General features: G+C 69.3%; 8 protein-coding genes. 5 read left to right on the forward strand and 3 right to left on the reverse strand.

The window, feature by feature from the left end; all coding sequences use genetic code 11:
• The first annotated feature begins 82 nt into the window (after window positions 1-82).
• Window positions 83-2206 carry an ATP-binding protein gene (locus Q0V34_RS13665; RefSeq protein ID WP_297512791.1) on the forward strand — a complete coding sequence of 708 codons (2124 nt, stop codon included), beginning with the start codon at window positions 83-85 and terminating at the stop codon, window positions 2204-2206.
• Here Q0V34_RS13665 and Q0V34_RS13670 read toward each other — a convergent pair.
• The 3 genes from Q0V34_RS13670 to dnaG all read right to left on the reverse strand — a co-directional run bounded on the left by Q0V34_RS13670 (window position 2184) and on the right by dnaG (window position 7962).
• Window positions 2184-3209, reverse strand: coding sequence for an alpha/beta hydrolase (locus Q0V34_RS13670; protein ID WP_297512793.1), 1026 nt, complete (start codon window positions 3207-3209; stop codon window positions 2184-2186). The genes Q0V34_RS13665 and Q0V34_RS13670 overlap by 23 nt on opposite strands.
• Window positions 3210-3524: 315 nt before the next feature.
• Window positions 3525-5483 carry an RNA polymerase sigma factor RpoD gene (rpoD, locus tag Q0V34_RS13675; RefSeq protein WP_297512795.1) on the reverse strand — a complete coding sequence of 653 codons (1959 nt, stop codon included), beginning with the start codon at window positions 5481-5483 and terminating at the stop codon, window positions 3525-3527.
• 550 nt (window positions 5484-6033) lie between these two features.
• Window positions 6034-7962, reverse strand: a complete 1929-nt coding sequence (gene dnaG, locus Q0V34_RS13680; RefSeq protein ID WP_297512796.1) for a DNA primase — start codon at window positions 7960-7962, stop codon at window positions 6034-6036.
• A gap of 230 nt (window positions 7963-8192) precedes the next feature.
• Between dnaG and Q0V34_RS13685 the strand changes: the two genes are divergently transcribed.
• The 4 genes from Q0V34_RS13685 (at window position 8193) to Q0V34_RS13700 (ending at window position 14494) form a co-directional block, all read left to right on the forward strand.
• Entirely contained in the window at window positions 8193-9023 is an 831-nt protein-coding gene (locus Q0V34_RS13685) for a BON domain-containing protein (protein WP_297512798.1), read from the forward strand.
• A gap of 191 nt (window positions 9024-9214) precedes the next feature.
• Window positions 9215-11152: a peptidase M61 gene (locus Q0V34_RS13690; RefSeq protein WP_297512800.1), complete on the forward strand. Its 1938-nt coding sequence runs from the start codon at window positions 9215-9217 to the stop codon at window positions 11150-11152.
• Window positions 11153-11443: 291 nt separating this feature from the next.
• The gene (locus Q0V34_RS13695; RefSeq protein ID WP_297512802.1) at window positions 11444-13858 is read left to right on the forward strand and encodes a glycoside hydrolase family 3 N-terminal domain-containing protein; all 2415 of its coding nucleotides are present in this window, start codon (window positions 11444-11446) and stop codon (window positions 13856-13858) included.
• 234 nt (window positions 13859-14092) lie between these two features.
• A complete protein-coding gene (locus tag Q0V34_RS13700; RefSeq protein ID WP_297512804.1) occupies window positions 14093-14494 on the forward strand; it encodes a group III truncated hemoglobin in 402 nt (133 codons plus the stop codon).
• The last annotated feature ends 8 nt before the right edge of the window (window positions 14495-14502 follow it).

Here is a 14502-nt window from a genome sequence, read left to right on the forward strand (position 1 = left end):
GACGCGCCTCCGGCCGCCTTTAACCAAACGCCGACCTTTGCACGCTATGGTCAAGCTTCCGGGTTGTGGAGAGCAGGTCGAAGTGGCGACCGTCGCGTGGCGTAACACATCGAGGGACTGGAGCCGCCCGGCGGCTCTGATCTGCGCCTATCTGGCCGCGGTGCTCTACAGTCTGTTCCTGGCCGGCGCGACGCACGGCATCCCCAGCATCTGGACGGCGAACGCCGTGGCGATCGGCGCCCTGCTGGCCCTGAGCCCGCGCCAGTGGCCGGGGTTTCTCGGCGTCTGCGGCCTGGCCCATCTGGGGCTGGAGCTGGTCGTCGGCGACGGCTGGCGGTTCGGCGTGCTGGTCACCCTGCTCGACACGGCCCAGATCGTCGGCACCGCCGTGCTGATGCGGATCCTGGGCGCGCCGAGCCGGGTGCGCGGCCCGCGCGGGCTGATCCTGGTGATCTCGGTGGGCTCGGCCCTGACCGCCGCCGGCTCGATCCTGGCGAACGGCGTGCTGTCGATCAGCGCCGGCCGGCCCTTCCTGCTGGGTTGGACCGACTGGATGTCCTCCAACGTGCTGGGCGTGGCCATCGCCCTGCCCATCACCCTGATCCTGGCCGACCGCCGGCATCGTGACGGCTTCAAGGTGCATCCGACCGAAAGCCTGGCCACCGTGGCCCTGGGCGCGGCGACCTCGGTCCTCGTGTTCAGCGGCGAGGTGGCCTATCCGGCGCTGCTGTTCGCCCCCGCCCTGCTGGCCACCTTCCGGGGTGGACCGCGCGCGGTGGCGGCGGTGGTGACCGCCTCCCTGGCCGCGGCGATCCCGGCGGTGCTGCATCGCACGGGCCTCGCCCCCCACGCCAACTTGCAGCCGCTGCGCCAGGCCCTGGTCTTTCACATCGCGCTCTACGTCGTCAGCCTGATGACCGCCCTGGCGCTGGCCCGGCAGGCCAGGCTGCAGGTGTTGCTGGAGCGCCGCCAGGCCGCCGCTCGCGCCGCCCAGGCTCGCGCCCAGGCCGCCAACGCGGCGAAGTCGGAGTTCCTGGCCACCATCAGCCACGAGATCCGCACGCCGCTGAACAGCATCCTGGGCTTCGCGGCCCTCGTCGCCGACGATCCCAGCCTGTCGACCGAGAACCGCCGGCGGCTGGACCTGATCGGCCGCGCCGGCCGCTCCCTGACCGAGATCGTCGGCGACCTGCTGGACTTCGCCAAGGTCGAGGCCGGCCGGCTGGAGCTGAGCCTGGCCCCCACCGCGCCGGCGGCCCTGCTGCGCGACGCGGTGGCCATCGTCGCCCCGGCCGCCAGCGCCAAGGGCCTGGACCTGCGCGCCGAGGTGCGATCGGTCGGCGAGGAAGACGCCGAGGCGGTGTTCGCCCTCGACGAGACCCGCCTGCGCCAGGTGCTGCTGAACCTGCTGGCCAACGCGCTGAAGTTCACCAGCGAGGGTGGCGTCCTCGCGCGGCTGACGGCCGGTCCTGGCCGGGGCCAGCTGTCCTTCGAGGTGATCGACACCGGCATCGGCATCGCGCCCGAGGTGCAGCCGCGACTCTTCCAGCGCTTCAGCCAGGCCGACAGCTCGATCAGCCGCAGCTATGGCGGCACGGGCCTGGGCCTGGCGATCAGCAAGGCGCTGATCTCGGCCATGGGCGGCGAGATCGGCGTCGAGAGCCGTCCGGGCGAGGGCGCGCGGTTCTGGATCACCCTGACGGCCGAGCGCCGCGATCCGGTCGCCGCCGCCCGGCCCGCCGAGCCGGCGGACGTCGCCGCCGACCGGGCCGTCCGGGTGCTGCTGGTGGACGACCATCCGATGAACCGCGAGCTGGGCACGGCCCTTCTGACCCTGGCCGGCTGCGCGGTGACCACGGCCGAGAACGGGCTTCAGGCGCTGGAGGCGGCGCGCGGCGGCGCGTTCGATCTGGTGCTGATGGACGTGCACATGCCCGGGATGGACGGCCTGGCCGCCACCCGCGCCATCCGCGCCCTGCCCGGCCCGGCGGCCGAGATGCCGATCATCGCGCTCAGCGCCGACGTCCTGCCCGAGCAGATCGCCCGCTGCCGCGCGGCCGGCATGACCGATCACGTCGGCAAGCCGATCCGTCGCGAGGACCTTTTCGCGGCCGTGGCGCGAGCGCTGGAGCAGGCGGCGGCGCGTGACGACGTCGAGGCCGGCAACACGCCGACCGAGGCCTTCATTTCGGTCCCGCCTGGATGACGTCGCGAATGGCGTCGACGACCGCCCGAGGCTGGTCCAGCTGCACGAGGTGGCTGGAGTCCTCGGCGATCCGCCACTGCCCGCGCCGGGACAGGGCCGCCAGGGCCTTGTGGCTGTCCCGCCAGTCGGCCTGCAGGGCCGGAAACTCGTCCTTGGCCTCCTCGGCCCACAGACCCGGCCTTCCCGAGCTGATCACGATCAGCGGCAGGTCGCCATAGGTCCTGTCGTCCTTGACGACCCGTTCTCCGTTCGGCTCGTACTCCTCGTACGAAGAGGCCTGGGTGCGCAGGCGGGCCGGATCGGCGTCGAGGCGGGCCAGAGCCGCCTGCGCCTTCGCCGGGATTTCCGGGTAGTAGACGAAGCACGGCGGCGCGGGGACGCCGGCCTTGATCCGCCCGCTCTCGACGCCGGCGGCGCAGTCGCGCAGGCGCTTAGACTCGCTGGCGAAATAGGCGCGATCGGCGGCGGCCGCCTTGGGGCCCACCGCGGCCTCGCGGGCCACGTCGTGGGGCCGCGCCGGATCGACGAGCACGATCCCGGCGACCGCGCGCGGATGGCGATCGGCGAAGGTCAGCACCTCTTGCGCCCCCGCCGAATGGCCGACCAGCACATAGGGGCCGTTGACGGCGGCGGCCTTCAGGGCGCGCTCGAGATCGTCCGTGGTCCGGCCGACGGTCTGGGCCGCCTTGGGATCGCCGTCGCTGAGCCCGAACCCGGCGCGGTCCCAGGCGCAGACGCGCGTCGTCTCAGCCGCTCGCGGCTGCACCTTGGCCCAGGTCCCGGACCAGCTGCCCAGCCCCGCGATGAGGATCACCGTGGGGGAGCCCCGCCCCACGCAGCGAAGATGGATGCGCCGCGCGCCCTCGACCGCCACGAGGCCGTCGGGCGCGACATAGTCGGTCATCGCCTCGACGACCGGAACGCCCTGGATCACCTGCGCCCGGGCGTCGACCGAAAGGACGGCCAGCGCCAGGCCGATCGCCACGCCGAAAACATTCTTCATGCCCCTCATGCCAACCCCACATCGCGCTTCACGACGGGGGCGAGCTAAACCGTCTTTACGCGGCCATGTCGAGCGACGGACAGTTGGGGTCGCTGGTTTTGGGCGTGCAAAAGGCTGTTTAGCGTTGAGTGTTGATGGCCTCTCGGGAGCCGTCCTCGCCCCCCCCGGGTCCGGCGGCGCCGGCCCGGGGGGACGAGGATTTCCATCCGGACCCGCGCCCACACTCAGCGTGAAAACAGGCAAACAAAAACGCCCCGGTCCAGCGACCGGGGCGTCTCTGTCTCAGAGGGCTCGGAGCCCGTCCGAGCGACTTCCTTACGAGTCCAGGAAGCTGCGCAGCTTACGCGACCGCGACGGGTGCTTGAGCTTGCGCAGGGCCTTGGCCTCGATCTGGCGGATCCGTTCGCGGGTCACCGAGAACTGCTGGCCGACCTCTTCCAGCGTGTGGTCGGTGTTCATGCCGATGCCGAAGCGCATGCGCAGCACGCGTTCCTCGCGGGGGGTCAGCGAGGCCAGCACGCGGGTGGTGGTTTCCCGCAGGTTGGACTGGATGGCCGCGTCGATCGGCAGGACGGCGTTCTTGTCCTCGATGAAGTCGCCCAGGTGGCTGTCTTCCTCGTCGCCGATCGGCGTTTCGAGGCTGATCGGCTCCTTGGCGATCTTCAGGACCTTGCGGACCTTCTCCAGCGGCATGGCCAGCTTTTCGGCCAGCTCTTCCGGGGTCGGCTCGCGGCCGATCTCGTGCAGCATCTGGCGGCTGGTGCGGACGATCTTGTTGATCGTCTCGATCATGTGCACCGGGATACGGATCGTGCGCGCCTGGTCGGCGATCGAGCGGGTGATCGCCTGACGGATCCACCAGGTGGCGTAGGTCGAGAACTTGTAGCCGCGGCGGTATTCGAACTTATCGACCGCCTTCATCAGGCCGATATTGCCTTCCTGGATCAGGTCCAGGAACTGCAGGCCGCGGTTGGTGTACTTCTTGGCGATCGAGATCACGAGACGCAGATTGGCCTCGACCATCTCCTTCTTGGCCTGACGGGCCTCGCGCTCGCCCTTCTGCACGGTCTGGACGATGCGGCGGTAGTCGTCGATCGGCACGCCGGTCTCGGTGGCCAGGGCGGCGATCTCCTGGCGGATGTCCATGACCGACTGGCTGTCGTTCTCGACGAACTTGGTCCAGCGCACGCCCATGGCCTTGACCTGCTCGGTCCAGGTCGGGTTCAGCTCCGAGCCGAAATAGGCCTTCAGGAACTCGGCGCGGCTGATGCCGTAGCTGTCGGCCAGGCGCAGCAGGCGGCCTTCCAGGCCGATCAGGCGCTTGTTGATCGCATAGAGCTGCTCGACCAGCGCCTCGATGCGGTTGTTGTTCAGCTTCAGCGTCTTCAGGTGCTGGATGATCGTCGCCGACAGGCCTTCATAGGCCTTGCGGTCGGCTTCGGAGAGGTCCTCGCCCTTCAGGCGGCTGCCGACCAGCTTGTCCTGCAGCTTGCGGAACGCCTCGAACTCGCTGGCGATGGCGTCTAGGATGGCCATCACGCCTTCGCGCAGCTCGCCTTCCATGGCGCTGACGGTCGGGCCGGCGCCGTCGTCGAAGTCGTCTTCGTCCTCGCCGCCCTCGCCCTCGGCCTTGGCCTCGCCGCTCTCGTCGTCGACGGGTTCGGCCGGCTCGGCCTCGTCCTCGGCGGCCGGCTGGGCGGCCACGCCGTTGATCGCGGCGTAGGTGGCCTCCAGGTCGATGACCTCGCGCAGCAGGATGCGGCCGGTGCCCAGCTCCTCGCGCCACACCATGATGGCTTCGAAGGTCAGGGCGCTCTCGCAGAGGCCGCGGATCATGGTGTCGCGGCCGGCCTCGATGCGCTTGGCGATGGCGATCTCGCCCTCGCGGCTCAGCAGCTCGACCGACCCCATCTCGCGCAGATACATGCGCACCGGGTCGTCGGTGCGGTCATAGGCGGCCGGCTTGTCGCTGGCGATGACGGCGGTGCTCTCGTCGCGGGTCGCGACCTCGCCGCCCTCGGAGCCCTCGGCGTCCTCCTCGGCCTCGACCACGTTGACGCCCATCTCGCTGAGCATGGCCAGCGTGTCTTCGATGGCGTCGGGGCTGACTTCCTCGGACGGCAGCACCTTGTTCAGCTCGTCCATCGTGACGTAGCCGCGCGCTTTCGCCTGCTTGATGAACTTCTTGACGCCGGCGTCGGTCAGGTCGAGCAGGGGGCCGTCGCCGCCGGTGGCTTCGGGCGCTTCCGTCTCGGCCGAGGAATTGGTGCTCATCAAGCTCTCCGCAATCGACGCCGCCTTCGCTCGAGAACGGCGCCGAGAAAATCCGTCGTGAAGGGCGTTGCCCGCCGGTGCGCTTTTAGGTCAGCGCGTGTCCCAGTGATCACGTTCCCGTCAAAAACCGCCAAACGCGCCCGATCTCGCCATGTGCGATCGCTCCGCGAGAGACCCGGCGGAGACATCACGGCGTGGGCGCGGCCTTGGCGCTTTCCGCGAAGGGCAAGCGACCGCTGGGGACCTGGGGCGGCGGCGAGGGTGACATCCTGTTTCGAATGAGGGCGCGCGCTTGGGCGGCCCGAGCGATGTCAGTCAGCTGCGTGGCAAATCCTTGAGTCGGCATGTGGCTTTGGGGGGCGCTGGTGTCAAGATGGGATGGCCCCGCGACTGCAATATTTGCAAACGCCAAGGGCCCGTCCTCGCCCTTCGACAGGCTCAGGGTGAGGACTATTTTCCGCGCCGCGCCGTCTTCAGCGCAACGTCAGTAGAAAACCTCACCCTGAGCCTGTCGAAGGGCGGGGTTTTCGGCCCCGCTTGAACCGCGCCGTTAATGCAGCACCTGGGCCACCAGTCCCGGATCGGTCCAGCCGCCGCTGTCGATCAGGCGCTTGACCGCGTCGCGTTCGGTCTTCAGGCGCAGCAGGGTCTGGAAGTCGCTCTCGTCGGCCAGATCGGTCTTGGCGTCGTCGACCGCCCGCTCCAGCGCCGTCAGTCGCAGCAGGAGATCGAAGGCCTGCGACCAAAGGGCGCGGACCGCCTCGTCGGGGCTCTGGGCGGCGCTGCGCGAGGCGTCCAGCGCCGTGACGTGCGAGGCCGCGCGCTCCAGGGCCGCCAGGGCCGCCTCGTCGAAGCCGGCCGAGGCCAGGCGCCCGCGCAGCATCTCGGCCTCGACGTGGTCGGCCTCCATGCGCAGGTTGACCAGCTCGTGGGCGATGGCGTCGAGCCGCTGGTCGCCGAAGCCCTGGTTCATCAGGACCTCGATACGGTCGTCGACCACCTTGGGATCGCGCAGGGCGGCGACCAGCAGCGCGGCCGAGAACGGCTTGGGCGCCTGCTGCAGGGCGGCGGCGGCGTGGCGCCCCTCGGCCGTGGCGCCCTCCAGCCGGGCGCGCCCTCCGCGACGCGGCGCGTTGTCCCAGCGGGCGCGCGACATCGTCCGCGCCGCGTCGCTGGCGTCGGGCTTGATCCGACGCGCGGCGCGCATCTCGTCCAGCCGGTCGAGCAGCTCTTCCTTATAGGCGTGCGCCAAGTCCTTGTCGGCGATGGTCGCCGCCATGGTGCGCAGGCGGACCTTCAGGTTCGTGCGCTGCTCGGGCGTGTCCAACGGCTCGAGGTCGCGCTCGCGCTCGAACAGCTGCTGCACGAACGGCTTGGTGTCGGCCAGCTGGGCGCGCAGCGCGGCCGGCCCCTGCTCGCGCAGCACGTCGTCCGGATCCTTGCCGCCCACGGGCATCGAGAACAGAAACGAGCGGCCGGGCTTGAGCAGCGGCAGCGCGCGGTCGATGGCGCGGTCGGCGGCGCGCTGGCCGGCCTTGTCGCCGTCGAAGCACAGGGTCGGCGTCGGGTGCAGGCGCCACAGCGCCTCCATCTGCTCCTCGGTCAGGGCCGTGCCCATGGCCGCCACCGCCGGGATCCCGGCCCGCTGGCAGGCGATGACGTCCATATAGCCCTCGACCACCACCATCGGCGGCCGCTCGCCGCCGCTCTGGCCGGCGTGCAGGATCTTGCGGGCCTCGAACAGGCCGTAGAGCACCCGGCCCTTGTGGAAGAGGCTGGTCTCGGGGCCGTTCAGATACTTTGCGCGGGCGGCGGGATCCATGGCCCGGCCGCCGAACGAGACGACCTTGCCCCGGCTGTCGGTGATCGGGAAGATGATCCGGTCGCGGAAGCGGTCATAGGGCGCTCCGCCGTCCTCGGGCGCGATCAGCACGCCGGCGTCGACCAGATCGCCGGGCTTGGCGCCCTTGGCGATCAGATAGTCCTTCAACCCCGTGCGGTTGTTGGGCGAAAAGCCGATGCGGAAGCGGCTCCATTCCTTCTCCGGCAGGCCGCGCTTTTCCAGATAGGCGCGCGCGGCCTGGCCGCCGGGCCGGCGCAGCTCGCCCTCGAACCAGGCCGCCGCCAGTTCCATCCAGTCGCCCAGCGACGAGCGCTTCTGCTCCTCGCGGGCGGCGCGGGGATCGACCTCGGGCAGGCTCATGCCGGCCTCGGCCGCCAGGCGCTCGACGGCTTCCGCGAAGGTCAGCCGCTCGGTCTCCTGCAGGAAGCTGATGATGTCGCCGTGCTTGCCGCTGGAGAAGCAGTGATAGAAGCCCTTCTCGTCGTTGACGAAGAACGACGGGCTCTTTTCCTTGGTGAACGGCGACAGCCCCGCGTACTCGCGCCCCTGCCGCCGCAGCTTCACCGTCTTTCCGATCACGTCGGACGGGCGAAGGCGGGACTTCAGTTCTTCAAGGAAGCGGTCGTCGAAACGCATCGAGGCAGAGGGCGGAACTCGCGGGCTTTAACCCACCACCTCTATCTCGGGCGACGCTTCGCCAGAACCGGTCGTGGGCGGGTCGTAAAGAGCATAGGGCGAGTCCCCCACAGGTTACGCACAGATTCGCCGATCCAAGCTCCGCCCTAGGAACGGGCGTCTTCGCCCGCTCGTTCGAGAGCCAGGGCGCCCCGGCGCGCCCGCCCCTCCCGAAGCCACGGAGAAGACCCATGCCCCAGAGATGGAATGATCGCGAAGGCCGTTTCGACGTCGAGCCCGACGGCGATTTCGACCGCGAGCGCGGCTACGGCTACGACGCCGGGCGCCGGCGCGATCCGGCCTATGACTACGATCAGCGCGATCGCGGCCGTCGTCACGGCGACGATTTCCTGCGCGCGGCGCAACAGGGCGGCGACATCGGCTATGGCCGCGCGCGGTCGGGCGCGGACTACGGCGCGGGCGCGGGCGGCTATCGCCAGCCCGGGGACTGGGGCCGCGTCGGCGGCCACGACTTCGGCTCGGCCACCGGCGACTACGGCCGGAGCGGCGGCGGGCGAACGGCCGACTATGGCGACGAGCGCTATTTCGACCATCGCGACCGCGACCGCTACGCCTATGGCGTGCCCAGCCGCGACCGCGGCTTCGCCCCGCGCGGCGGGGAGCGTTCGGCCCACGACGAGGACCGCAGCTGGTTCGACCGGGCGCGGGACGAGGTCTCGTCCTGGATGGGCGACCACGACGCCCAGCGTCGCCGCGAGGCCGACGGCGCGCATCGCGGCCGGGGCCCCAAGGGCTACCGCCGGTCCGACGAGCGCGTGCGCGACGACATCAACGACCGCCTGACCGACGACAGCTGGCTGGACGCCCATGGGATCGAGGTCGCGGTCGAGAACGGCGACGTCACCCTCTCGGGCACGGTCCGCTCGCGCGAGGACAAGAAGCGCGCCGAGGCCTTGGTCGAGCGTGTCTCGGGCGTCGACAACGTGCAGAACAATCTGCGCGTCGACCGGGGGACCGAGGCCGCCGCCACCGCTGTCCCGACCTCGCCGCCGCTGGGCTGAGGCCAATGCTGAAATCCTCCCCCTCGGGGGAGGATTTTCTTTGCTCGGACGACGCTAAGTTTCAGCATCGAAACGATAAACCGACCATTTTCGGGCGCCAGGCCTCCTCCGGCCAACTTGCCCTCGACAAGTCAGGATGAAGGCCACAAACATCCCGCTTCTCGTCGCGGGGCGCATACCCGCGCGCCGCATTGGGGTGTTTCGTGAAAGCGCTGTTCTTCTCCGTCTCCGTCCTGTCCCTGGTCGCCACCGCGGCGCTCGCCCAGAGCCCGCCCGAGTCCGCGCCGCCGACCCCGCCGATCGCCGCCCCGCGCGACATCCCCTATGTCGGCCAGCTGAAGGTCGCCGTCGACGCCACTGATCTGGACCGCAAGATCTGGAACGTCACGACCACCATGCCGGTCGCCAAGTCGGGCGACTTCGTCTTCCTCTATCCGCAGTGGGTGCCGGGCGGCCACTCGCCGCGCAACGATCTGGACAAGCTGGCCGGCCTGGTCGTCACGGCGAACGGCAAGCGCATCCCGTGGGTCCGCGACGTGGTCAATGTCCACGCCTTCCACGTCGACGTGCCGGCGGGGGTCAAGGAAATCCAGATCCGCTACCAGTTCCTGACCGCCGTCGAGGGCAAGGTCGGGCGCATCGAGGTCACGCCCGAAATGCTGAACCTGCAGTGGCTGCAGGTCGTGATGTATCCGGCCGGCTACTACACCCGCCAGATCCCGGTCGAGGCTAGCGTCAAGCTGCCGGAGGGCTGGAAGTTCGCCACGGCCCTGGAAACCGCCAAGACCGACGGCCAGACCACGACCTTCAAGCCGACCAATGTCGAGATCCTGGTCGACTCGCCGATGATGGCCGGCAAGTACTTCAAGTCGATCGACCTGGACCCGACCGGTCCGGCCCCGGTGCGCCTGAACCTCGTGGCCGACAGCCCCGACAACCTTGAGGCCAAGCCCGAGCAGATCCAGGCGCACAAGGAGCTCGTGCAACAGGCCTACAAGCTCTACGGCTCGCATCACTACGACCACTACGACTTCCTGGTGGCCATGTCCGACCGCCTGGGCGGCATCGGCCTGGAGCACCACCGCTCGTCGGAGAACGGCGTCTCGCCCAAGTACTTCACCGACTGGGAGAAGCAGTACGCCGGCCGCTCGCTGCTGCCGCACGAATACACCCACTCCTGGAACGGCAAGTTCCGGCGCGCCGCCGACCTGTGGACGCCGAACCTGAACGTGCCGATGCGCGACAGCATGATGTGGGTCTATGAGGGCCAGACCCAGTACTGGGGCAATGTGCTGGCCGCGCGCGCCGGCCTGATGACCAAGCAGCAGGCCCTGGACTCCATGGCCGCCACCGCCGCCGTCTACGACAACCGCCGCGGCCGCGACTGGCGTCCGGTGCAGGACACCACCAACGACCCGATCATCGCCAACCGCAAGCCGCTCTCTTGGCTGTCGTGGCAGCGCAGCGAGGACTACTATTCCGAAGGCCAGCTGGTCTGGCTCGACGCCGACACCCTGATCCGCGAGAAGACCGGCGGCAAGAAGTCGCTGGACGACTTCGCCAAGGCCTTCTTCGGCATCGATAACGGCTCGTTCTCCGAGCACACCTACGTCTTCGACGACGTGGTCAAGACGCTGAACGGCGTCTATCCGTACGATTGGGCCAAGTTCCTGAAGAGCCGCATCCAGGAGGTGCAGCCCCGCGCGCCGCTGGATGGCCTCGAGCGCGGCGGCTACAAGCTGGTCTATACCGACACGCCGACCGACTTCATGAAGCAGGCCGAGGCCCGCTCCAAGAGCGTGTCGCTGTCCTATTCGCTCGGGCTTTCGGTGGGCGGCGACGGCGTGCTGACCGACGTCCAGTGGGACGGCCCGGCGTTCAAGGCCGGCCTGACCCAGGGCCTGACCATCGTCGCCGTCAACGGCGAGGCCTACGAGGGCGACAAGCTGAAGGAGGCGGTCAAGGCGGCGATGAAGCCGGAGAACCCGCTGGTCGAGCTGCTGATCAAGGACGGCAGCCGCTATCGGACGGTCAAGATCGATTACCGCGGCGGCCTGCGCTATCCGCGCCTCGAAAGGATCGCCGGCGTCCCCGACCATCTCGGCGACATCCTGGCCCCCAAGAAGTAGTCGACCGGGGCCGCGACGCGCCGCGTTCGCGGCCTGCGACGATTTGGAGAAGGGCGGAGCGCCGGCGTTCGTGGCATCCTCCGCCCGTTCGATCCCTCCGAACGCGTACAACAAAGGGCCCGCGCCCCTCCATGCGGGCCCTTTTTCACGTCCGGACCGCGACCACCCATCGAGAAAATGAGACCGGTACCATTTCTCGCTTGAGTGGTCTGACAACCGCCCCCATAGTGCCGGCCAATGGCGGCCCCTGAGAGCCGCCCCGCACCAGCGCAAGCTCGGGGAAACGACAGGATGACCACCACCCTCACCCGCCGCCTGTTCGGCGCGAGCCTCGCGGCCCTGTCGGTCGCCGCCGCGCCGGCCCTCGCCGCCGACAAGACGCCCAGGAATTCCGGCGGCAAGCCGCTCTACAAGGACCCGACCCAGCCGGTCGACGCCCGCGTCCAGGACCTGCTGTCGCGGATGACGCTGGAGGAGAAGGCCGCCCAGCTGATCGGCATCTGGCTGACCAAGGCCAAGATCCAGACCCCCGAGGGCGAGTTCTCGCCGGAGGAAGCCAGCAAGAACTTCCCCAACGGTCTTGGTCAGATCTCGCGCCCCACCGACCGCCGCGGCCTCAAGCCGGCCACCGTGGTCGGCGCCGCCGCCGGGGCCGAGGACGGCTCGGTCGGCCGCAATGCGCCCCAGGCCGCCCGCTACACCAACGCCGCCCAAAACTGGGCCGTCGAGAAGACGCGCCTGGGCATCCCGCTGCTGATGCACGACGAGGCGCTGCACGGCTTCGTGGCCCGCGACGCCACCAGCTTCCCGCAGGCCATCGGCCTGGCCTCGACCTTCGATCCGGAGCTGGCCGAGAAGGTGTTCGCCGTCGCCGCCCGCGAGATGCGCGCCCGGGGCTCGAACATGGCCCTGGCCCCGGTGGTCGACGTCGCCCGCGACCCGCGCTGGGGCCGCATCGAGGAGACCTATGGCGAGGACCCGCATCTCTGCGCCGAGATGGGTCTGGCGGCCATCCGCGGCTTCCAGGGAACGACCCTGCCGCTCGGCAAGGACAAGGTCTTCGCCACGCTCAAGCACATGACCGGCCACGGCCAGCCCGAGAACGGCACCAATGTCGGCCCCGCCCAGATCGCCGAGCGCACCCTGCGCGAGAACTTCTTCCCGCCGTTCGAACGGGCGGTGAAGGAGCTGCCGGTGCGGTCGGTCATGCCCAGCTACAACGAGATCGACGGCGTGCCCTCGCACGCCAACCGCTGGCTGCTGACGAAGATCCTGCGCGAGGAGTGGGGCTACAAGGGCTCGGTCCAGAGCGACTATTTCGCGATCAAGGAGCTGATCGCCCGCCACAAGCTGACCGACAAGCTGGCCGACACGGCGGTGATGGCCATGCACGCCGGCGTCGATGTCGAACTTCCCGACGGCGAGGCCTACGCCCTGATCCCCGAGCTCGTCCGCGCCGGCCGCATCCCGCAATTCGAGGTCGACGCCGCCGTCGCCCGGGTGCTGGAGATGAAGTTCCAGGCCGGCCTGTTCGAGAACCCCTACTGCGACGAGAAGACCGCCGACGCCAAGACCGCCACGCCCGACGCCATCGCCCTGGCCCGCGAGGCCGCCCGCAAGACCGTCGTGCTGCTGAAGAACGACAAGGGCGTGCTGCCGCTGGACGGCAAGAAGATCAAGCGTCTGGCCCTGCTGGGGACCCACGCCAAGGACACGCCGATCGGCGGCTATTCCGACAAGCCGCGCCACGTGGTCTCGATCCTGGACGGCCTGACCGCCGAGGCCAAGGCGCAGGGCTTCGCCCTCGACTACGCCGAGGCCGTGCGGATCACCGAGCAGCGCATCTGGGCCCAGGACAAGGTCAACTTCACCGACCCGGCCGTGAACGCCAAGCTGATCGCCGAGGCGGTCGAGGTGGCCAGGAAGGCCGACGTCGTGGTCATGGTGCTGGGCGACAACGAGCAGACCAGCCGCGAGGCCTGGGCCGACAATCACCTGGGCGACCGCGAGAGCCTCGATCTCGTCGGCCAGCAGAACGACCTGGCCAAGGCGATCTTCGACCTGGGCAAGCCCACCGTCGTCTTCCTGCTGAACGGCCGGCCGCTGTCGGTGAACCTGCTGGCCCAGCGCGCCGACGCCCTGATCGAGGGCTGGTACCTGGGTCAGGAGACCGGCAACGCCGCCGCCGACGTGCTGTTCGGCCGCGCCAATCCGGGCGGCAAGCTGCCGGTCAGCATCGCCCGCGACGTCGGCCAGCTGCCGATCTACTACAACCGGAAGCCCACGGCCCGTCGCGGCTATCTGGGCGGGGACGTGAGCCCGCTGTACCCGTTCGGCTTCGGCCTGTCGTACACGACCTTCGACATCTCGGCCCCGCGCCTGGCCAAGACCACGATCGGTCAGGGCGAGAGCGTCAAGGTCGAGATCGACGTGACCAACACCGGCAAGGTGGCCGGCGACGAGGTGGTGCAGCTCTACATCCACGACGAGGCCGCCTCGGTGACCCGTCCGGTGCTGGAGCTCAAGCACTTCAAGCGCGTGACCCTCGCGCCGGGCGCCAGGACCACGGTGACCTTCGAGATCAAGCCGTCGGATCTGTGGATGTGGAACCTGGAGATGAAGCGCGTGGTCGAGCCCGGCGACTTCTCGATCCTGGTGGGTCCGAACTCGGTGGATCTGAAGAAGGCGACGCTGACGGTGGCGTGAGCGCGCTACCAGAAACCCGTTTCCCCGGCGAATGCCGGGGCCCAGATCGAACCCACAAGCGTGTTGATTTGGCGAACGCTTTGGCGGGCCAGCCCAAAATGTTCAGGATGAATCTGGGCCCCGGCATTCGCCGGGGAGACGGTGTTTGTATGAAGCCCCCCTTAAGTAACAATCGAAAGCCAAGTTTGATCTGGACGGGCTTCAGTCCGCCGCCGAAAGGGCCATGTTGCGGCCATGGCTGTTTCCGCGCCCCTTCTTGAGACCCTGTTCACCGACGACGAGATCGACGCCCTGGTCGAGACCTTCTACGCGCGCGTCCGTCGCCACCATCGCCTGGGGCCGATCTTCGAGCACGCGATCGGCGAGGACGGCTGGCCGGCGCACCTGGCCAAGCTGAAGGACTTCTGGTCGTCGGTGCTGAACACCACCGGCCGCTACAAGGGCCAGCCGATGGTCGCGCACCAGGGCGTCGAGGGCCTGACCGAGGGCCTGTTCATGCCCTGGCTGAATCTCTTCCATCAGACCTGCGTCGAGCTGTTCGACGCCCCGCGCGCCGCCATCGTCGGCCAGAAGGCCGAGCGCATCGCGCGGAGCCTGAAGCTGGGCCTGTTCTTCAAGCCGGACGCGGAGGCTTGAGCGCGCCC

It is taken from the genome of uncultured Caulobacter sp., from assembly GCF_947036865.1.
Lineage (GTDB): Bacteria > Pseudomonadota > Alphaproteobacteria > Caulobacterales > Caulobacteraceae > Caulobacter.